Below are 20456 nucleotides of genomic sequence, written 5' to 3'. Positions count from 1 at the left end.
CAGGGACTCTATAGCCCTGCCCCATTGCCTATGCGTGCCCCGTATACCCATCGGTATATGGATGTTCCCGATGATCTGTTTCATGCTCCGGCACGCGAATCGCGAAACGCCCGGGCTCAAGACAGTCAATCAAAAATCATCGGGAGTCGAACATGGCTGGACGTCTTAACGGCAAGGTGGCGCTGATCACTGGCGGTGCGGGTGGCTGCGGGCTGGCCGCATCGGAGCTGTTCGCGGCAGAAGGGGCAAGGGTAGGCATTGTCGACCTGCCCGGCAGCAAGGGCGCCGAAGTTGCAAGGCGATTGCGTGATGCAGGTTACCAGGCCATCTTCGCCGCCGCCGATGTCTCGGACGCACAACAAGTGAAGGCCGCGGTGGCGGCCGTAGAAGAGGCATTCGGCCACATCACCGTGCTGATGAACCACGCGGGCATCCTGTCGGCCATGCCCTTCCTGGAAACCAGTGAAGAAGAATGGGACCGGATCATGGCCGTGAACGTGAAGAGCATGTTCCTGGTCACCGGCGCGGTGTTGCCGGGCATGCTCGCGGCCGGCGGCGGCAGTATCGTCTGCACTTCATCCATCTCGGCAGTGGTGGGCACGCCGATGGAGGTGCTGTATTGCACCAGCAAGGGTGCCACCCATATGTTCGCCCGGGCTATCGCTGTGGAGTTTCGCGACCGAGGCATTCGCGCCAATGCCATCTGCCCGGGCTTCATCGCCACCGCCCACGGCCTGCGCGAGATCGATATGTTGCGCAAACATGGCGTGGACGTCAGCGAACAGGCCATCGCTGCCGCCCAGGGGCGCTTGTGCCAACCCTCGGAAGTCGCCAGCGCAGCCTTGTTCCTGGCCAGTGACGACGCCAGTTTCGTAAACGGTGCGCACCTGTTTGCCGACAATGGCTACACCGCCCTCTGATTACAAGAACAACCGGCAGGAGAACGATGTGAGCACCTCTTCCAACAACATGCATATCAACGAATTCGGCCTTGAACACGCGCACTGGCGCAACTGGGCCGGTAACCAGTCCTGCATCCGTACAGCACGCGGGGCACCGGCCAGCGAGGACGAACTGTGCTCAATGGTCAGCCAGGCCAGCAGCAATGGCATGAACGTGCGCGTGGCCGGCTCGGGGCATTCCTTCACCCCAGTGGCACTGACCAATGGCCTGCACCTGACCCTGGCCAACATGAGCGGCGTACGCCATATCGACCACGAGAGGAAGCGCGTCACCGCTGCCGCCGGCACCACCATCAATGCCTTGGGCAAGACATTGCGTGCCGCCGGGTTATCAATGGTCAACCAGGGCGACATCGACAGCCAGTCGATTGCAGGCGCATTGACTACCGGTACCCACGGCACCGGTCTGACCCTCGGCAACCTGGCCTCGTCGATTGTCGGCATGAAGCTGGTGCAACCCAATGGCGAAATACTCGTGGTCGACGAAAGCACCCCTGACCTGCTACAAGCGGGTCGGGTGTCGCTGGGCGTACTGGGCATTGTTTCCGAACTGACCTTGCAGGTGACCGACAGCTTCAACCTGCACGAGCGCATCTGGCGCGAAGACTTCGAAAGCGTGATGGAAAAGCACGACGAACTGGCACGCAAACACCGCCACTTCAGCTTCTTCTGGTGCCCCTACGAGCAAAGCCGGCATTGCTATTGCCTACCCGATACCGCCGCCACCTCTACAAGCGGGCGCACCACCGATGTCTGCGAAGTGAAGGTCATGGACATCACCGGCCACCCGATCTGGGAAAGCGAGTTCGAGAAAGTGGCCTACAGCTCGGATGTGTACCCGATCGAGTACCTGCCCAACTTTCACGAGCTGGAATACGCTGTGCCGTTGCGCCACAGCAAAGAAGCGTTGCGGGCCGTGCGCAAGCTGATGCTGGAGGACTTCCCCAAGGCCATCTACCCCATCGAGTACCGCTTTACTGCCGGTGACGGGGCGTGGATGAGCCCATTCTTCGAGCAGGACAGCGTGACCATTTCGGTGTCCGGCCAGCCGGGTACCGACTACTGGGACTATCTGCGGGCGGTGGATCAGATCCTGCGTTCCTATGGCGCCAGACCGCACTGGGGCAAGCTGCATTTCCTGACGGGTGAAGATGTGAGTGCAATATACCCGCGTGCCGAGGACTTCCGTAAGCTGCGCCGCCAGCTCGATCCGCAAGGGATCTACCTCAGCGAGCACCTGAGTCCGCTGTTCAGGTGACCTGTACCTGATACAGCAAGGGGCTGCTTTGCAGCCCCTTGCTGTATCAGCCCTTGGCCAGATAATCGATAAACAGGCGAAACAGTTCGGCGTTGGATGAAATTTCCAGGCGCTGATAGATGTTGTGCTTGTGCACCTTTACCGTCCCATCGGAAATATTCAGCTGCCGCGCAATCGACGCATTGCTGTGCCCCTGTAACAACAACTTGGCGATAAGGCGCTGGGTTTCAGTCAGTTGCCCTTGCAAGATCTCTACGAAGGCGTCCTCCAGCACCACCCCCTCTGGTGCTGCGCGCAGGATATCAGCGTAACGCAATCGACAGTGCTGACCAAAAACCGAAGCCAGCAGCGGCGACATTGCAGCCAACAGGTCCATTTCTCCTGCACCGAAATCCCCGCTGCCGTGGTTGCGCATCAGCGAATAGACGATCGCCAACCGGGGCCGAAGGGGAATGATGAAGCCCACCTCATCCACCGCCGTCCCATAGTCGGACGACACGCAGGGGTGGATGTCCTTGGAAATGGCAAACCCTGAAGAGAAGAAGCAGTCAGGTGCCAGTTCGCTCATGCGCCATAGCCCGGCTGGGTGCTCGTTGACGCAAGCAACGTAGAACGGGTCAAGCAGGTAGCCGCCGCGCACGTAGGCGTTCAACGTACGCTCCGTGACCGTACGGTTGTACCCGTTATGCACCAGCAGTGCTGGTTGATTGAACTGGAACAGGTAGGCGCAACTCATGTCGAACGTCAGCTTGCTGCGCAGCCACGCATCCAGCGCCGGTCCCAGCTGTTCGCTGCCGATCGCCTCGATCACCGCTGCCAACTCGTTTGCCTCATCTTTTGTCATTGTTCACCACACGCTCATGCACCGAAGGCCTGCATGACCTTACCGCCTTGATCGGTTAAAAACACAAAATCCGGAGCGCCCAGGACGCTCCGGATCATGCGCATGACGCTTTTGCTCAGGACGGCTCGGCCACCCCCTTGCAGACACCTGCGGCAGCGTCCTGACGCCCCAACTCCTGCGCCTTGGGCACCGCCAGCCAACTGGCCAGCAGCATGGCGATCAGGCCGCCACTGAGTTTGCCTATCATCAACGGCAGTATCAGCGAGGGCTGGAAGTTGGCGGAGAAGGCCATGTGGTCGCCAAAGGTGAACGCGGCGCACACAGAGAAAGCGATCACCAATACCTTGTCCTTGGGCGGCATTTCGCTGACCAAGCGAAACATGGCCAGGATATTCGCCGAGGCCGCCAATACCCCGGCCGCACCGACACCAGACATGCCAAAGCGCGAGGCCACCCGTTCGATTGGCCGCGCCAGGAAGCGCTTGAGCAAGTGCACCATGGGGAACGCCCCGCACAGCATCAGGCCGATGTAGCCAGCAATTTCCAAGGCGCGAAACTGATCATCGGCATCGGCGATGATCGGCGCAAAACCCCAGCTGCCGAACAGGTGGCTGAACAGGCCGGTGAAGTACTGCACGATGGACGCTACCAGCACCAGAACCACGGCGATGTACATGAACTGGCCGAGCTTGAGGAACAGGTACACCATCAGTGTGGGGAAGTAGCGCAATGCTGCTGCCAGGGCAATGCAAAACAGGATCAACGGCATCAGGTTGCGCAGCAGCATTGCCCAGGTGAAGTGCAGTGCCTGGGTAGCGGCGCCAGTGGTAGCGATGTCCGGACGCACGCTCAGGCCAAGCGCCTGCATGGTCATGGCAATGATCATGATGCTCAGCGGAATGGTCAGCAGCCCGGCCATGATCCCCAATGCCATGTACTTGTGGTCGGCCTTGCGCAGCATGGCCAACCCGACCGGAATGACGAAGATGATGGTGGCGCCGCACTGAAAGCCGGTGATCAGGCCGAGGATCCAGCCTTCCTGGCTTTGCGCCAGCGCTTTGGCTAACTGGTAGCCGCCCATGTCCGAGGCGATGAAGATGGGACCGGCGATGCCAGGGTCGGCCCCGATGGCCTGGAACAGTGGCGCGATCACATGACTGATACCAGCTGAAATGTACGGGATCGCCGCCATGATGCCGGCTACCGGGATAAAGATGGGGCCGATGCTGTGCAGGCCGGCGATGAACTCCTGGCCCAGTTCGCCTTCGGGGTTGTAGATGGATGCCACGGCACCCAGTACCGCGCACACCATGATGACGTAGATGACATAGGTGCCGATGCTTTCCATTTGCCGCCTCATTTTTAGAGTTTTGGGTTGGCAGGACTGAAATGTAACGGGGCATCGTTGTTGTTATGGCTTGAGCATGGCGCGCCCCGTCGAGGGTTAAGCTATGCGGCAAGGTGCAGGGCTGTCCATATACCGGGAGGTATAGAAAATTGATCACCGCGTTACGCTATGGATTTCCAGCTGATCACCGCGTAACCAGTCGATAAACCGTGCAAACAACTCCGATTGCGAGTTGATCCCGAGCTTCATGTACAGGTTCTTGCGGTGCATGCGCACGGTCTCCGGCGAGATACCCAGCTCCTGCGCAGTAGATTTCACCGAGTGCCCGCGCAGGATCATGTGCGCCACTTCCCGTTCGCGGTCGGTCAGCACCTGACAGCCAAAGCTGTCGAACGCTGCCTGCAGGCTGCCGCGCTCGGTTGATGCAGCGCCCGGTTCCAGGTTGTGCCGGGCATAGCGCCCCAGCAGTTCGCGCACCATCGGCTCCAGCGCACGCAACAGGTCGACCTGCCCGGCATTCAGGCGCGTGCCGCTGCAGCCCTGGAACAGGCTCAGCGACAGCTTGCGGCCTGCGCTGAGGTCGACAATGTAGTAGCTGTCTTCACTGCAACCTGTACCCAGGTAATAAGCCTTGTAGTAGTCGCTGTCGAAGAAGTTGTCGGGGGCGATTTCCTGCAGGTGGTAGAAGCCTTCGGCCAGGCCGCTTTGCACGGCAAGGCAGAAAGGGTCCAGCAGGTAGCCGGCGCTGAAATAGCGCTCCAGCACGGCAGCCCGGTGCAGTTCAGGAATGCCTTGCTGGTACAGCAACTGCGGTGCCCGCCCCTGGCACTCAAGGCTGATCATCATCGACTCCACCTGCACCAACTGGCCGATGGCAGCGGCCACATACTCCAGCGCCTCGGGGGTTTCGCCATGGGCCAGGGCGCGCTGCAACGCCACGTGCCACTGCTGCAGCGCGCCCATTGTGAGGGTAAGCGGGGTATCGGGGGAGGCCTGGGTCATGCCCGGCAGTCTAGCCTGCCAGGCACGCCCGCGCACAGCCCTTTGCGCCAGGTTCATCGGCCTTGGTACAGGCCAAGCGCCGTGAGTTCACGCGCGGTTTCGAGGATGCACTGGCGCAGGGTCTCGACGATCTCGTCCACCTGCGCATGGGTGATGATCAACGGTGGCGACATCACGTTCAGGTGCATGATCGGGCGCACCAGCAACCCTTTTTCCTGCGCCTTGCTGTGGATGCGCTCGCCGATGTTCACCTCATCGGCGAACAGTGCCTTGCTGGCCTTGTTGGCGACGAACTCGACACAGGCCATCAGCTTCATGCAGCGCACATCCCCCACCAGCGGCAGATCGCGCAGGCTCTGCAAGCGTTGCTCAAGGTAACCCCCCACGTCGTTGACATGATCGAGCAGTTGCTCGCGCTCGATGATCTCGATGTTCTTCAGCGCCGCCGTGCAGCACACCGGGTGGCCGCTATAGGTAAACCCGTGGGTAAAGCAACGACCCTTGCCTGGCTCGGCAATCACTTGCCAGATGCGCTCGGAAAAAATACACGCGCCCAGCGGCAGGTACGCCGAGGTCAGGCCTTTGGCGGTGGTGATGATGTCTGGGATCACGCCAAACAGTTCCTCGCTGGCGAAGAAGGTGCCCAGGCGCCCGAACGAGGTCACCACTTCGTCGGCGACGAACAGGATGTCGTAGGTCTGGCACAGCTGCCACATGCGCTGGAAGTAGCCCTCGGGCGGAATGATCACCCCGCCCGAGCCCATGATCGGCTCGGCGAAGAACGCCGCCACGTTGTCGGCACCCAGCGACAGGATCTTGTCCTCGAACTCGGCCACCAGGTAGTCGAGGAATTCGGCCTCGTCCATGTCGTGCGGGGCACGGTACGGGTTGGGGTTGGAGACGTGGTGGATCAGGTCGTGGTGATAGTCGAACTCCGGCACCCGGTCGGCGGCCTTGTTGCCGATCGACATGGTCAGGGTGGTGGAGCCGTGGTAGGCGTTGTAGCGGGCGATGATGTGCTTTTTGTGTGGCTTGCCGCGGCAGTTCTGGTAGTACTGGATCAGCCGGTAGGCGGTGTCGACAGCGGTCGAGCCGCCGGTGGTGAGGAACACATGGTTCAAGTCGCCCGGCGCCAGCTGCGCAAGCTTCTGGCACAGTTCGATGGCCACGTCGTTGGCCATGTCGGAGAACGGGTTGGAATACGCCAGCTGGCGCACCTGGTCTGCGATGGCCAGGGCCATTTCCTCGCGGCCCAGGCCGATGTTGGTGCACCACATGCCGCCGACGGCATCGAGGAAGCGGTTGCCGTGGGTGTCACGAATGTAGGCGCCCTCACCGGCGACGATGTTCAACGCACCTTGCTCGCGGTGCTCGTCGAACACATGGTAGCCGTGCATGTAGTGGGCCTTGTCGGCTTCCACCAGCGGGTCGTGGGCGATAGCGAATGCTTTGCTTGGGGTGGCCATGGGCAGCTCCTTGGCGGGAATCGTTGGGCAGTGTTCAGAAACCGGTCTTGACCGTGCTCCAGACCCGGGTGATGGCGCGCATGTCCTTGGGGCTCTGGGTTTTCTGCGCGAACAGGCGCTTACGGGTTTGTGCGTCGGGGTAGATGGCCGGGTCCTGGCGAATGTCATCACGCACCAGCGCGGTAGCAGCAGCGTTGCTGTTGGCGTAGTGGATGTAGTCAGTGACCTTGGCCATGGTCTGCGGCTGCAGCAGAAACTCGATGAAGCGGTGGGCGTTGGCCGCGTGCGGCGCATCCTTGGGGATGTACAGGTTGTCGAACCAGATCAGCGAACCTTCCTGGGGGATGAAGAACGACAGTTTGATGTCCTTCTTCGCTTCCACAGCACGGGCCTGGGCGGTGGCGTAGTCACCGGACCAGGTCAGCGCCAGGCAGACATCGCCGTTGGGCAGGCTGGTGAGGTAGTTGACCGAGTCGAACTTGCGAATGTAGGGGCGGATACCCAGCAGCAGTTGTTCGGCTGCCTTGAGGTCGGCGGCCGACGCGCTGCGCGGGTCCTTGCCCAGGTACTGCAGGGCCAGCGGGATGACCTCGGTGGGTGCGTCCATCAGGGTGACGCCGCAGTCGGCGAAGCGCGAGACGATCTTGGGGTCGAACAGCATGGCCAGCGAACCGATCGGCGCGTCGGGCATGCGCGCGGTGATCTTGTCGACGTTGTAGGTTACCCCCGAGCTGCCCCAGGTATAGGGCGCCGAGTACTTCAGGCCAGGGTCGTAGCCCTGCAGGTTGTTGACCACCTGCTGATCGAGGTTTTGCCAGCTAGGCAGTTGCTGCTTGTCCAGTGCCTGGAACACGCCGGCGCTGATCAGCGGGGGGACCAGCGAGGCGTTGAGCATGACCAGGTCGTAGCCGGAGCGGCCGGTGAGCAGTTTGGTCTGCACGGTTTCGTAGCCATCAAAGGTGTCGTAGATGACCTTGATGCCGGTGGCCTTCTCGAAGTCGGCCAGGGTGGTTTCACCGATGTAGTCGGTCCAGTTGTACAACCGTAACGTGTTACCGCTGTCCACCTCTGCCGCCTGGGCCAGGCTGGCGCCAGACGCCAGCAGCAGACCGCCAATCACCTTCAGTACCTTGCGCATGGCAACTCCATCGTGTGAGTGCTCCGGATCGAGCCGATGGGTTCACTATCGGTGGATTTGCCCAGGGGTGACATACCCCGAATGTGTGGGTGGTCGTTTTTTGGCAGGTGGCGCTGGAAGGTTTGCAGAACATCGTATGCCGACAAAATGTTGGGGCTGCTTTGCAGCCCTTTCGCGACACAAGGCCGCTCCCACAAGGACGGCGCAGACTTCGAAGCTGGCGGTAATCCTGTGGGAGGACGGCGCAGCCTTCGAAGCTGGCGGTAATCCTGTGGGAGCGGCCTTGTGTCGCGAAAGGGCCGCAACGCGGCCCCAGTGTTCAGTACAGGAGAAAGGTCACGTCAGCGGGTACAACGCTTCATCGAACTGCGCCAGGCGCGGGAACACCAGTGGCTGGTCGTCCGAGAGCTGCTCCAGACGCTGCCGGTATTGCTGCAGAAAGTCCTGCCGCGCAGCAGCACTGATGTAAGGCACATGCCAAGCCACGAACGGCGGCAGCACCTCGAACCCGACATAGGCCAGCGTGCCCCGCAGGATCGGCCGCAGCATGTCTTCCAACGGCCCGTGAATCGCGCCATCGCCAAACATGTGCTCGCGCCCGCCCAGGGTCACGGTCACCAGCGCCTTCTTGCCCGCCAACCCGCCCTGGTCGTAGAAGCGCTTGCCGCCATAGCACACCCCCGACACCAGCACCCGGTCGATCCAGCCCTTGAGCATGGCCGGGGCCGAGAACCAGAAGATCGGGAAGTTCAGCACCAGCAGATCGGCCCACAACAGCTTGTCCAGCTCCTGCTGGATATCTGCGGCAATGGCACCACGCTTGACCCCCTGGCGCTGCTCCAGGGCATACACCAGGTACTCGGGGTTCTCGCGCTGGGTAAAGTCATCGGCACTGGCCACCGGGTTCCAGCCCATGGCGTACAAGTCACTGACCTGCACCTGATGGCCTTGGGCACGGAAGGTTTCCACAGCCTGGTCACGCAGGGCTGCCGTGAACGATTGCGGTTCGGGGTGAGCGTGGACGATCAGTACATTCACAAGCATTCTCCTTACACAAAACAGGTTGTCTTCCAGCGGTGGCTCAGCACTGTACGGCTTTCACCTCGACGAACTCCGCCAGGCCCTCTTCGCCCCACTCGCGACCGTTGCCCGACTGCTTGTAGCCACCGAACGGCGCCCGGTAGTTGAACCCGCCCCCGTTGATGAAGCACTGCCCGGCCCGTATCTGCCGTGCCAGCGCCAGGCCATGCTCGCGCCTGCCCGCCCACACTGCGCTGGACAGGCCGAACGGCGAGTCATTGGCCAGCGCCAGCGCCTGGGCCTCGTCGGCGTAGGGGATCAGGCACAGCACCGGACCGAAGATTTCTTCCTGGGCAATGCGCATGCGGTTGTCGACGTCGGCGAACAACGTGGGCGCCACGTAGAAGCCGCGCTCGAAGCCGCCGTGATCACCACCGCACAACAAGCGCGCGCCCTCCTCCTGGCCCTGGCGAATGTAGTCGAGCACCGTGCGCCGCTGGCCTGCCGAACACATCGGCCCGAGGAAACTGGCGGGGTCACGCGGGTCGCCCATGACCAGTGCGCGGGTTTCGGCCTCGGCGATTTCCAGCGCCTCGGCGTAGCGGCTGGCCGGCAGCAGCATGCGGGTCAGTGCCGTGCAGGTCTGCCCCGAGTTGATCATCACATCCTGCACGCCATGGCGCACCGCAGCGTGCAGGTCGGCATCGGGGGTAATCAGCAACGGTGACTTGCCACCCAGTTCCAGGCACACCCGCTTCACCGTCGGCGCGGCCGCTTGTGCCACCCGCACCCCGGCACCGGTTGAGCCGGTGAACGACACCATGTCCACCTGCGGATGCCGGGCCAGGGCTTCACCGACCTTGGCACCTGGGCCGCTGACCAGGTTGAACACCCCTGCCGGCAGGCCGATGGCGTCGATCATTTCGGCCAGCACAAATGCGTGCAGCGGCGTTTCCTGGCTGGGTTTGACCACCACCGTGCACCCGGCAGCCAGGGCCGGCGCCAGCTTGCCGATCATCTGGTGCAGCGGGTAGTTCCACGGGTTGATGAATGCGCACACGCCAACGGCTTCGCGGTACACCAGCGAATTGCCGACTTCGCGCACCTCGTCCATCAGCCTGGCCAGTTCGGCGTATTGCTCCAACCCGGCAATCGGGCCTTCGACCTGCACCGCCTGGCACCACTGCACCGGCATGCCCAGCTCGTCGGTAATAACCTCGGCCATTTGCGCCGCGCGGTTTTTCAGCTGTGCGACCAATGCCCGGATGTACCCGGCGCGCACACTGGACGGCGTGCGCGACCAGCCATGGAAGGCCCGCCGCGCCGCCATCACCGCCCGCTCGACATCGGCCTCGGCGCCCAAGGGTACCCGGCCAATGGCCTGCTCGGTGGCCGGGTCGATCACCTCAGCCATGCCCTGCCCGCTCGGCACCTGCCAGGCGCCATCGATGTACAGCCGCGCATACTCACGCATGGCCGTACTCCCGTTTCAGTTCGTCGGCACAGCGGGCGATGCGCTGGCAGGCATCGACCAGCGCCGCATTGCCCAGCACCAGGCCCAGGCGGATATGCCCGGCAGCACTGGGGCCGAACGCTTCGCCGGCAAGCACCGACACGCCCTGGCTGTCCAGCAGGTAGTCGGCAAAGGCCTGGGCACTTACGCCGGTCTCACGAATATCGACCATCACGAACATGCCACCATCGGGCTTAAGCGCCTTGAGGCCCGTGCAGCCGGCCAGCTGTTCGCACACCAGGTCACGGCGCTGGCGGTAGGCTTCGCGCATGGCGTCCAGTTCGGGCAACGGCTGCTCCAGCGCCACCACGGCGGCATCCTGGACGAAGTCCGGCAAGCCGTAGAGCATGCACAGGGCGAGGTTTTCCAGATGCGTGGCCAGTGCTGTCGAGCTGACCACCCACCCCATGCGCCAGCCGGTCATGGCATGCGACTTGGACAGGCTGTTCAACGTTGCAGTGCGCTCGGCCATGCCCGGCAGGCTGCCGGGGCTGACATGCTCGTCTTCATACAGCAGCTCGCTGTAGACCTCGTCAGAGATCAGCCACAGATCATGGGCAATGCACAGTTCGGCCAGCGCCTCCCAGGTGGCGCGCGGCAGGCTCGCCCCCGAAGGGTTGTGCGGGCTGTTCAGCGCCAAGGCGCGGGTGCGCGGGGTAATGCGCTCGGCGACGTCACGCGGGCACACGCGAAAGCCATTCTCGGGCTTGACCGGTACCGGTACCACCTTGGCGCCACAGGCGCCGAACACGGCCTCGTAAGTGACATACATCGGTTCGGCAACGATCACCTCATCGCCTGGGTCGAGTATGCACTGGGCCACGCAGAACAGCGCGCACTGGGCACCCGCCAGCACGGTCACCTGGTCGACGCTCACCGCCTGGCCACTGCGCTGCCGGTGACGGTTGGCGATGGCCTGGCGCAGCGCCAGCTTGCCGCGTACATCGGCGTAATGGGTATGGCCAGCGCGCAGGCTGTCGATGGCCGCCTCGACGATAGGCGCGGGGGTGTCGAAGTCCGGGTCACCCACCGACAGCAGCAGGATGTCCTTACCCTCGGCCTGCAGCGCCAGGGCGCGGTAGTGGATGTCCCAGGCCGCAGCCCCGTCGCCAGCGATGCGTTGGGTAAGCTTGGCGTAGCGCATGGCAATCTCCCTTCTTTGGCGGTTTCAGTCGACGAGGATCTTCGGGTTGGAACTGCCCCACACGGTGTACAGGTCGGCCAGCAACGCGCCGTTGATTTCTTCCATCTCGGCCTGGGTGATTTCGCCCCCGGCCTGCTTGCCGAACAGCACCACTTCGTTGCCCCCCTTCACGTCCGGGAAGTCGGTGACATCGACCATCAGCGTGTTCATCGACACCTTGCCCACGACCGGCACACGGTGGCCGTTGATCAGCACATGGCCCTTGTTGGTGAATACCCGGCGGTAGCCATCGGAGTACCCGACCGTAATGTTGGCCAGCCGCGAATCACGGGCCAGGGTGAAGGTGCGGTCATAGCCCACGGTGTTGCCAGCCGGATAGCTGTGCACCGCAGCCACGTGCGATTTGAACTGCATCGCACGCTTGTACTCGGTGCGCGCCGGCACGGTGTCACCGAACAGCGCGCCCCCCGTTCGTACCATGTCCAGGCGCGCTTCCGGCACCTCCAGCGTAGCGAACGAGTTGGCGGCGTGCAGGGTGAGCTTGCTGCGGTCGAGCTTCGCGTGCTTGATCAACCATTCGGTCTGCTCGTTGAAGGCCGCCAGGCCCTTGCGGACATCGTCCTTGTCTTCCACGGCGAAGTGGGTCATCAGCGCGACCAGCTTGAGGTGCTTCTGGTCGGTAATCTGCAGCGCTTCGCCACGGCCGGACCAGGTGGCCATCTCCACCCCGTTGCGGCTCATGCCGCTGGAGTTGAGCGCCATGTGAATGCGCAAGGTCTTGCCATGGCGCGCGGCGATGGCATCGACCTGGCGGGCAAATTCCGCGCTGCCCACCAGCTCTTCCATGTCGTACTGCAAACCATCTTCCAGCTCGCTGAGGCTGGCCAGGCGTACCCGCACCAGTTGCCCGGTGAAGCCACTGGCGCGGACCACGCGGGCCTCCTCGTTGCTGGCCACCGCCACGCAGGGCACGCCCTGGGCGATGATCGATGGCATTACCAGGCCGATACCGTGGCCATAGGCATCGGCCTTGAGCACGGCGCACAGCTTGGACTTGCCGGCCAGCTCGGCCTGCAGCGTGCCGATGTTGTGCTGCAGGGCGCTGGCGCTGACTTCGACCCAGGCATTGCTGTTTTGCACGGTCAGGGCATTGGTACCGTTGTCCATCGACAGCGGGGGGGCGGCATACAGTGGGGCTTGGCCGGTGATCAGCAGGGCCAGGGATGCGGCCAGAAGTGTACGGCGAAATGGCATGTGGGTTTCTCTTGTTCTTTTGGTTGTTCGCGGCTTAACAGACGCAGGTGTGTTTGAGTTCGATGAAGGTCACGCCGGGTGTGGCGAAACCGCTGGCCAGGTCGGCCTGCAGCGCGTCCAGATCACGCGGCTGGCGCACCGCGCAACCAAAGGCACGGGCCAGGCCGATGAAGTCCGGATTACGCGGCAGCACGCCGACCGGCTCGATGTTCAGGCCGAGCATGTCATCGCGGATCTGCCCGAGGGCGTCGTTGTTCCACAGCAGCACCACCAACGGCCGGTCCAGTTCCTCTACAGCCGTGGCCAGCTCCTGGGCGGTATAAAGGAAACCGCCGTCGCCCACCAGCACCAGGCCTGGGCGATGGTCGGTGGCAAGCATGCCACCAATACCGGCTGGCAGGCCGTAGCCGAGTGTGCCGTAGCCGGTCGGATGCAGCCAGCTGCGCGGCGCCCGGCTGGCGAAGGCGTAGTTGCCGGTGTAGGCCAGTTGGGTCATGTCGCTGCTGATGAACGCATCGTCGGGCAGCACGGCGGCAATGCGGTCAAGAATCGCCTGATGGGTGGCCTGCAACGGTGCATGCCCATGACGAATGGCCTGGCGCAGGTCGCTCACCGCTTCGCTGGCCTGTGCAGGGTCTCGGTCGAGTGCTGGCAGGTGTTCGAGCAAGCCGGCCAGGGTTTGCCGGGCATCACCTTGCAAGGCAATGGCACAGGGGTAGAAGTCGTTGAACTTGCGCGGGTCGATGTCCACGCGCAGCAGCTCGCCAGTGATCGGCAGGCGCTCGCGCCAGAAGTCGGTGTCGGCCATTTCGGTGCCTACGGCAAGCACCACATCAGCCTGGCTGATCAGTTGCCAGCCGGGTTCGACGCACAGACTGGCGCCGGCATTGAGTGGCGCGTCTGGTGGCAGCACGCCCTTGCCGGCCACGCTGGTGAACAGAGGCGCTGCCAGCCGTGTACTGAGTTGCTGCAACTGCTCAGCCGCGTGCAACGCGCCACCCCCGGCAATGATCATCGGCCGCTGGGCGGCGGCAAGCCTCAGGGCAGCCTGCTCGAGGGTTTCGCGGCACGGCTGGCCACGCCCGGGACGGCGTACCACCTCACCGCTCCAGTCCCGGCTGACCGATGCCGCCAGCACGTCCAGGGGCACCGAAATGTGCACCGGGCGCGGTCGTTCGCTGTCGAACACTGCCCAGGCGCGCGCGATCAGCTCGGGCAAATCGTCGCCCTGCAGGGCCACCGCAGAAAACGCGGTGATGGGCGCAGTCATGGCGCGCTGGTCCTGGGTTTCATGCAGGCAGCCCCAGCCCTTGCCCAGGCTGGCGGTGTGGTTGACGCTGGAAATCACCAGCATCGGCACCGAGTCGGCGTAGGCTTGGCCGATGGGGGTGGCGACGTTGGTCACGCCTGGGCCGGTAATGACGAAGCACACCCCAGGCTTGCCACTGACCCGCGCATAGCCGTCGGCCATGAAGCCGGCGCCCTGCTCGTGGCGGGTCAGTACATGGCGAATGCCACTGCCCGGCAGGCCACGGTACAGCTCCAGGGTGTGCACCCCAGGGATGCCGAACACGGTCTCCACACCGTAGTTGGCCAACAACCGCACCAGCGCCTGGCCGGCTGTCAGGGTAAGGTCATTCATGTCGTTCTCCTTGCGCCTGGCCGAGGCGGATCAGCGCGTCGACCGCGGTGGTGCCATGGGCACCGACCATCAATGGGTTCACATCCAGCTCCAACAGCTGCCCGGCGTTTTCGCAGGCGTAGTCGGCCACCGCACGGATAGCTGCGACCAAGGCGTCGAGGTCGGCAGCCGGGCGGCCACGGAAGCCTTGCAGCAGGCTGGCACTGCGCAGCTTCAGCAGTGCGGCGCGGATGGCGCTGTCGGTGGTGGGCAACAACAGGCTGACACTGTCCTTGAGCAGTTCGACCAGCACGCCGCCGGCACCGATCACCAAGGCCAGGGCAAAGTCGTGTTCACGTTTGATGCCCACTATCAGCTCGGCCAAGGGCGGCTCGGCCATGGGCTCAAGCAGCACCTGATCAAACGCAACCTGCGGGGCGTAGTCAGCGATGCACTGGCGCATCTGCACCAGTGCAGCTTCCAGGGCGCGGGCATCGCGCAGGTTCAACGCCACAGCGCCAGCTTCGGTCTTGTGCGGCAGCTGCGCGCTGACCGCCTTCAGTACCAAGGGGTAACCCACGCGGGCGGCGTCTGCCACAGCGCGCTCGGGCGTACTCAGCACACCTGCCGGCACCGGCAGACCGAAGGCGCGCAGGGCCTGCTTGGATTGCCATTCGTCCAACAGTCGGCTTTCGCCCGTGAGGGCCTGCGGGCACAGCGGTACCCGCGCAGCCTCGCCCTGGTCCAGCAACCGCTGGCGGTTCTTTTGGTAAGCGACGATGCGCCCCCAGGCCGCCAGGCCGTCTTCCACGCCCTGCAGGGCAGCGATGCCCCGCGCATGCAGGCGCTCACGCGCACTGGCAGGCAACAGTTCCGGGAAAGCCGAGGTGACGAAGCCGATCTTGCCGTGGCGTTCAACGGCATCGCAGTACAGCCCCAGCAGCAGGTCGCATTCCTTGCGCTCGCCGGTGAAGGCCGCCGGGTAGTCCAGCACCAGCATCGCCGCGCCCGCGGCGCCGCTCAGGGTGTTGTCGAGCATGCGTTGCAGGGCGGCTTCATCGCCCCAGATGGCAGTGGTGAAGTCCAGTGGGTTGACCAGGTTGGCATAGCCCGGCAACACCTCGGCCAGTGCCGCCACCTGCTCTTGCGCGAGCTTCGGCAATTGCAACTGGTTGCGTTCGGCATAGTCGGCAATCAGGCCGGCATCGCCGCCTGAGCAGGCCAGCGCAATCAGCTCGCCATCTGCCGGCAAGCGTCCGCAGGCTGCGGCCTTGAGCGTTTCGACAAAGCTCACCGGGCCGCTGACGCGGATCACCCCCAGGCGCTGGAACAAGCTGTCGTACAACGCATCGGAACCGGACAACGAGCTGGTGTGGCTGAGCGCCAGTTCAGCGCCGATCTGCGAAACGCCCGTCTTCAGGGCAATGATCGGCGTACCCTGCTGCAATGCCTTGTAGGCGGCGCGTGCAAAGCCCGGCACGTTCTTCAAGCCTTCCAGGTGCAGCCCAATGGCCGTTACCCGTGGGTCGTCGAGCAGCACATCCATCAGCTCGGCCACACCCAGTTGCGCCTGGTTGCCGACCGAGGCCATGTAGGCCACCGGCAGGGAGCGGTCGCTCATGGACAGGTTGTAGGCAAAGTTGCCGCTCTGGGTGAGGATCGCCACGCCCTTCTCCACCTGCTCGCCGCCATGGGCCACCGGCCAAAGGGCTGCACCGTGCAGGTAGTCGAGCAGGCCATAGCAGTTGGGGCCGAGCAGGGCCATGTTGCCGGCCGCAGCGAGCAGGCGTTGCTGCAACTGGCAGCCCTCCTCACCGCTTTCGGCAAAGCCCGAGGCATAGCAGATGGCGCCACCGGCACCACGTGCAGCCAGCTCGGCAACGCACTGCAAGGTCAGCTCACGGTTGGTGGCAATGAACACCGCGTCCGGAGCGTAAGGCAAGTCGGCCACCTGTGCCACACAGGGGATGCCTTCCAGGCTTTCATGCTGCGGGTTGACCAGCCACAGCTCACCGGCAAAGCCACCTTCGGCGCAGCGCTTGAGCGCCCGCGCCATGCTGCGCCCGCCGACGAAGGCCAGGTGCCGGGGCGCCAGCAGGCGCTTGAGGTTGTCACGAATCGATTGCGACATGGGTGTTCTCCTGGCGCTCAGCGCAGCAGCGGGCGCAGCAGTTCGCGGGCGATGATATGCCGCTGGATTTCCGAAGTGCCCTCCCAGATGCGCTCGATACGCGCGTTGCGCCAAATGCGCTCAACCGGCCCTTCGTCCATCAGGCCCATGCCGCCGAAGATCTGCACGGCTTCGTCGGCGACCTTGCCCAGCACTTCGCTGGCAAACAGCTTGGCCATGCCGGCTTCACCGTCGGTCATGCTGCCCTGATCCATCTTCCAGGCGGTGTGCAGGGTGAGCATTTCGGCGGCGCGGATCTGCGTGGCCATGTCGGCCAGCTTGAACGACACCCCCTGGTAGCTGCCGATGGCCTGGCCGAACTGCTTGCGGTCGGCGGCCCATTGCAGTGACAGGTCGAGGGCGCGCTGGGCCTGGCCCACGCAGTTGGCGGCGACCATCACCCGGCCGGCGGTAAGCCAGGCATTGGCCACTTCCCAACCTTTGCCGACTTCGCCCAGCACCTTGCTGGCCGGCACCCGGCAGTCGTCGAAAAACAGCTCGTAGGTGTGATAACCACGGTTGCTCACGCACTTGGGACCACGGCGGATGGTCATGCCCGGCGTACCCCGGTCGACCAGCAAGGCGGTGACCGCATTGCGCTTGCGCCCGTTGTGCTCGTAGGTGTCGGTGACCGCGAAGACGATGGCAAAATCGGCGTGGCCGGCGTGGCTGATGAAGTGCTTGCTGCCGTTGATGACAAAGTCATCGCCGTGGCGCACGGCGCGGGTCTTGATGGCGTTGGCATCCGAACCGGCACCCGGTTCGGTGAGGGCAAAGCAGTCGGTTTTCTCGCCCTGCACACAAGGCAGCAAGTAGTCGTTGATCTGCTCGTCCTTGCAGGCCATGAGGATTTTCGACGGCCGTGCAACGAAGACATGCAGCGCCCAGGACACCTTGGACAGCTCACGTTCGATCAGCGCCTGGGACAGGTAGTCCAGACCGCCCCCTCCCACTTCCTCGGGCATGTTGAAGGCATAGAAGCCAGCAGCGATGGCTTTGCCACGGATCTGCGCGGCCAGTTCGGGTGACACAGCGTCGGCGCGGTCCACCGCTTCCTCATGGGGCAGCAGCTCCTTGGCAACAAAGCTGCGTACCGCTTCCACCAACATTTCTTGTTCTTGGGTCAGTTGGAAATTCATCTGCGAAGGTCCTGATGAGGGTCGGGTATCGGATTACTGGCCGGTAAAACGGGGGGCGCGGCGTTCAACCGAGGCTTGCAGGGCCTCGGCGCCATCCTGGCTGCGGCCGCACAGCAGGCCGGCGTGGCGCTCAGCCTCCAGCTGCTCGGCGAGGGTGCGCCGGGCGCCGTCACGGATCAGCTGCTTGGTCTGCGCATAGGCGAACGTCGGGCCATTGGCCAGGCGCCCGGCCAACTCGGCCGCCACGGCGGGCAGTTGCTCGTCGGCGCAGACTTCGCTGACCAGCCCAGCCGCCAGGGCACGCTCGGCGCCCCACAGTTCATCGAGGAACAACAAGCGCTTGGCCTGCTCGCTGCCGATCAGCCGTGGCAGGTGCCAGCTGGCGCCGGCATCGGGGCTGTAGCCCATGCTGGTGTAGCCGGCCTTGAAGCGCGCCGAGGCGGCGGCGATGCGCAGGTCGCAGCACAGGCTAAGGTCCATGCCACCGCCCACTGCGGTGCCGTTGATGGCGGCGATGGTGGGTTTGTCGAGGCTGTGCAGGCGCAACATCAGGGCATGGGCAGTTTCGGTCCAGCCGTAGCTTTCCAGGGTGCCCGCCGCTTCGGCGGCTGCCCATTCGGCCAGGTCGGCGCCAGCGCAGAAGCTGCGGCCGCTGCCAGTCAGCACCACCACGCGTACGGCGGGGTCGTCGGCATGGCTGTCGAGCAAGGCGTGCAGTTGCTTGAGGGTGGGAATGTCCAGCGCGTTGCGCTGCTCGGGGCGGTTGAGGGTGATCCAGGCAACGCCAGCTTCGACCTTGCTCAACAGTGGCGACGACGGGGTAGTCATGGGGGCCTCGGTGTTGTTGTGATGGTTTTGGAGGGCTTGACGAGGAAGATACTAAACGAGTGTTCAACAAGACGGGATGGGCTGTTACAACTTCGCACAACTCGGTGTTTGGCGTTACACAAGGGCGTTCGTCGTGACGGCTTTATGGCCTGTGAGATCGCGCGCCGCGCGGGCGGTGCTCGATCTCACAGGTGCTGAACATGCAGCGATTGACACCCGCCGACGACGAGCTGCGGCGTCAAACCCCTGGTGCGCTGGGTGCGAAGGCCCCCTGCCGGCGGCGGTTGACGAAGAAGTACGCCGCATAGCACAGGGCAATGAAGCCAAAGCCCCAATACAGCGACGGTCGTTGGGTTTCATCCAGCGCCAGGAACACGAACAGCGAGCTGCACAGGGTGATGCACAGCAGCGGCACCAGCGGGTACAGCGGCGCCTTGTACTTCAGGTCCTGCAGTTGCCCGCCGTCGCGCAGCCAGGCCTTGCGGAAGCGGTACTGCGCCAGGGCGATGACGATCCAGGTCACGGTGCCGGACATACCGCTTACCGCCATCAACACCATGAACAGCGTGTCAGCCGCGACGAAGCTGGTCATCAGCGAGATCAGCGCAAAGCACAGGGTGATGCTCAGCGCCCGCAGCGGCACGCCACGCTTGCTCAGCGGCGACAGGCTTTTCGGTGCCATGCCAGTCTTGGACATGGCCCAGAGGATGCGCGTGGAGGCATACAACCCAGAGTTACCCACCGAGAGGATGGCCGTGAGGATGACGAAGTTCATCAAGTCGGCGGCGTAAGGGATGCCGACCATATCGAACACCTGCACGAACGGGCTTTCCATCAGCCCGGCCTGCTCGTGCGGCACAATGGCCGACAGCACGGCAATCGCCAGCACATAGAAGATCAGCACGCGGAACACCACATTGCGCACCGCCCGCGGGATGCTCTTTTCCGGGTGCTCGGTCTCACCGGCAGCCACCCCCATGATTTCGCAGCCCTGGAAGGCATAGACCACGGTCATCATCACCGCGAACACTGCCGACAGGCCATGGGGGAACAGCGACTCGCCCACCAGGTTGTTCAGCATCGGTGCGGGTGCCCCGCTGCTCAGGGGGATGGCACCGAAGATCACCAGCAGGCCAATGACGATGAAGCCGAGGATGGTTGCCACCTTGATGCCCGAGAACCAGTACTCGGCCTCGCCAAAGGCACGCGTGGCCAGGGCGTTGAGGCCGAACAGCACCACCACGAACAGCGCCGACCAGTACCAGATCGGCACCTCCGGGAACCAGCGGGTCATCAACATGCCGGCAGCGGTGAACTCCAGGCCTACGGTGGTGGCCCAGCTCATCCAGTACACCCAGCCGATCATGAAGCCGGTGGCCGGGCCAATGTACTTAGTGGCGTGGGCCTGGAACGAACCGGACACCGGCATCTGCACCGACAGCTCACCCAGGCAGACCATCACCAGGTACATCAGCAAGCCCGCCACCAGGTAAGCCAGGATCGCGCCCACCGGCCCACCCTGATTGATGGTTACGCCCGAGCCCATGAACAGGCCGGTTCCAATAACCCCACCCAGCGACAACATGAAGATGTGCCGGCTTTTCAGGGCGCGGGTGAGCTGGATCTTTTCAACGTTGTCAGTCATGGCGCACCTCACCATTGCGGCAGGTACGTGTGGCGATGCGAACGAGGGGCTGAGCGCTACGGCATGTCATTATTCTTGTCTCCAATAAGCCTCATGGACCGCGT

The 20456-nt window shown here is 63.7% G+C and carries 16 protein-coding genes; 2 read left to right on the top strand and 14 right to left on the bottom strand.

Annotated features, from left to right (window positions below):
• Positions 1–152: 152 nt before the first annotated feature.
• Both ACZ889_RS14425 and ACZ889_RS14420 read left to right on the top strand, forming a co-directional pair.
• Positions 153–920: an SDR family NAD(P)-dependent oxidoreductase gene (locus tag ACZ889_RS14425; RefSeq protein WP_012051983.1), complete on the top strand. Its 768-nt coding sequence runs from the start codon at positions 153–155 to the stop codon at positions 918–920.
• Positions 921–948: 28 nt separating this feature from the next.
• Positions 949–2220 (top strand): D-arabinono-1,4-lactone oxidase, encoded by a 1272-nt coding sequence (locus ACZ889_RS14420; RefSeq protein WP_017148266.1) that lies wholly within the window; start codon positions 949–951, stop codon positions 2218–2220.
• Between the two features lie 46 nt (positions 2221–2266).
• Here the strand turns inward: ACZ889_RS14420 and ACZ889_RS14415 are convergent, their stop codons facing one another.
• The 14 genes from ACZ889_RS14415 to ACZ889_RS14350 all read right to left on the bottom strand — a co-directional run bounded on the left by ACZ889_RS14415 (position 2267) and on the right by ACZ889_RS14350 (position 20352).
• The gene (locus tag ACZ889_RS14415) at positions 2267–3064 is read right to left on the bottom strand and encodes a helix-turn-helix domain-containing protein (RefSeq protein WP_064493064.1); all 798 of its coding nucleotides are present in this window, start codon (positions 3062–3064) and stop codon (positions 2267–2269) included.
• A 115-nt stretch (positions 3065–3179) separates the two neighbouring features.
• Positions 3180–4412 carry an ethanolamine utilization protein EutH gene (eutH, locus tag ACZ889_RS14410; RefSeq protein ID WP_004577508.1) on the bottom strand — a complete coding sequence of 411 codons (1233 nt, stop codon included), beginning with the start codon at positions 4410–4412 and terminating at the stop codon, positions 3180–3182.
• A gap of 153 nt (positions 4413–4565) precedes the next feature.
• Positions 4566–5414, bottom strand: coding sequence for a helix-turn-helix domain-containing protein (locus ACZ889_RS14405; protein ID WP_080580376.1), 849 nt, complete (start codon positions 5412–5414; stop codon positions 4566–4568).
• Positions 5415–5467: 53 nt separating this feature from the next.
• Complete coding sequence (locus tag ACZ889_RS14400; protein ID WP_047603058.1) at positions 5468–6880, bottom strand: aminotransferase; 1413 nt, start codon at positions 6878–6880, stop codon at positions 5468–5470.
• A 34-nt stretch (positions 6881–6914) separates the two neighbouring features.
• Positions 6915–8018 (bottom strand): polyamine ABC transporter substrate-binding protein, encoded by a 1104-nt coding sequence (locus ACZ889_RS14395; protein WP_180688323.1) that lies wholly within the window; start codon positions 8016–8018, stop codon positions 6915–6917.
• A gap of 336 nt (positions 8019–8354) precedes the next feature.
• Positions 8355–9056 (bottom strand): NAD(P)H-dependent oxidoreductase, encoded by a 702-nt coding sequence (locus tag ACZ889_RS14390; RefSeq protein WP_004576441.1) that lies wholly within the window; start codon positions 9054–9056, stop codon positions 8355–8357.
• Between the two features lie 43 nt (positions 9057–9099).
• Positions 9100–10512 (bottom strand): aldehyde dehydrogenase family protein, encoded by a 1413-nt coding sequence (locus tag ACZ889_RS14385; RefSeq protein WP_476257491.1) that lies wholly within the window; start codon positions 10510–10512, stop codon positions 9100–9102.
• Positions 10505–11695 (bottom strand): pyridoxal phosphate-dependent aminotransferase, encoded by a 1191-nt coding sequence (locus tag ACZ889_RS14380; RefSeq protein WP_180688325.1) that lies wholly within the window; start codon positions 11693–11695, stop codon positions 10505–10507. Before ACZ889_RS14380 ends, ACZ889_RS14385 begins: the two co-directional genes overlap by 8 nt.
• Before the next feature lie 24 nt (positions 11696–11719).
• The gene (alr, locus tag ACZ889_RS14375) at positions 11720–12949 is read right to left on the bottom strand and encodes an alanine racemase (RefSeq protein WP_180688326.1); all 1230 of its coding nucleotides are present in this window, start codon (positions 12947–12949) and stop codon (positions 11720–11722) included.
• A 34-nt stretch (positions 12950–12983) separates the two neighbouring features.
• Positions 12984–14591, bottom strand: a complete 1608-nt coding sequence (locus tag ACZ889_RS14370; RefSeq protein ID WP_180688327.1) for a 5-guanidino-2-oxopentanoate decarboxylase — start codon at positions 14589–14591, stop codon at positions 12984–12986.
• Positions 14584–16701 carry an acetate--CoA ligase family protein gene (locus ACZ889_RS14365; protein WP_476257490.1) on the bottom strand — a complete coding sequence of 706 codons (2118 nt, stop codon included), beginning with the start codon at positions 16699–16701 and terminating at the stop codon, positions 14584–14586. Before ACZ889_RS14365 ends, ACZ889_RS14370 begins: the two co-directional genes overlap by 8 nt.
• Before the next feature lie 17 nt (positions 16702–16718).
• Positions 16719–17879: an acyl-CoA dehydrogenase family protein gene (locus tag ACZ889_RS14360; protein WP_476257489.1), complete on the bottom strand. Its 1161-nt coding sequence runs from the start codon at positions 17877–17879 to the stop codon at positions 16719–16721.
• Positions 17880–17912: 33 nt separating this feature from the next.
• Positions 17913–18707 (bottom strand): enoyl-CoA hydratase/isomerase family protein, encoded by a 795-nt coding sequence (locus tag ACZ889_RS14355; RefSeq protein ID WP_004576437.1) that lies wholly within the window; start codon positions 18705–18707, stop codon positions 17913–17915.
• A 238-nt stretch (positions 18708–18945) separates the two neighbouring features.
• Positions 18946–20352, bottom strand: a complete 1407-nt coding sequence (locus ACZ889_RS14350) for an amino acid permease (protein WP_003256132.1) — start codon at positions 20350–20352, stop codon at positions 18946–18948.
• Between the last annotated feature and the right edge of the window lie 104 nt (positions 20353–20456).

This window comes from Pseudomonas sp. TE3895, from assembly GCF_056278855.1.
The sequence above is the reverse complement of the archived record's forward strand: the minus strand, read 5'-3'. Positions and strand labels throughout refer to the sequence as shown.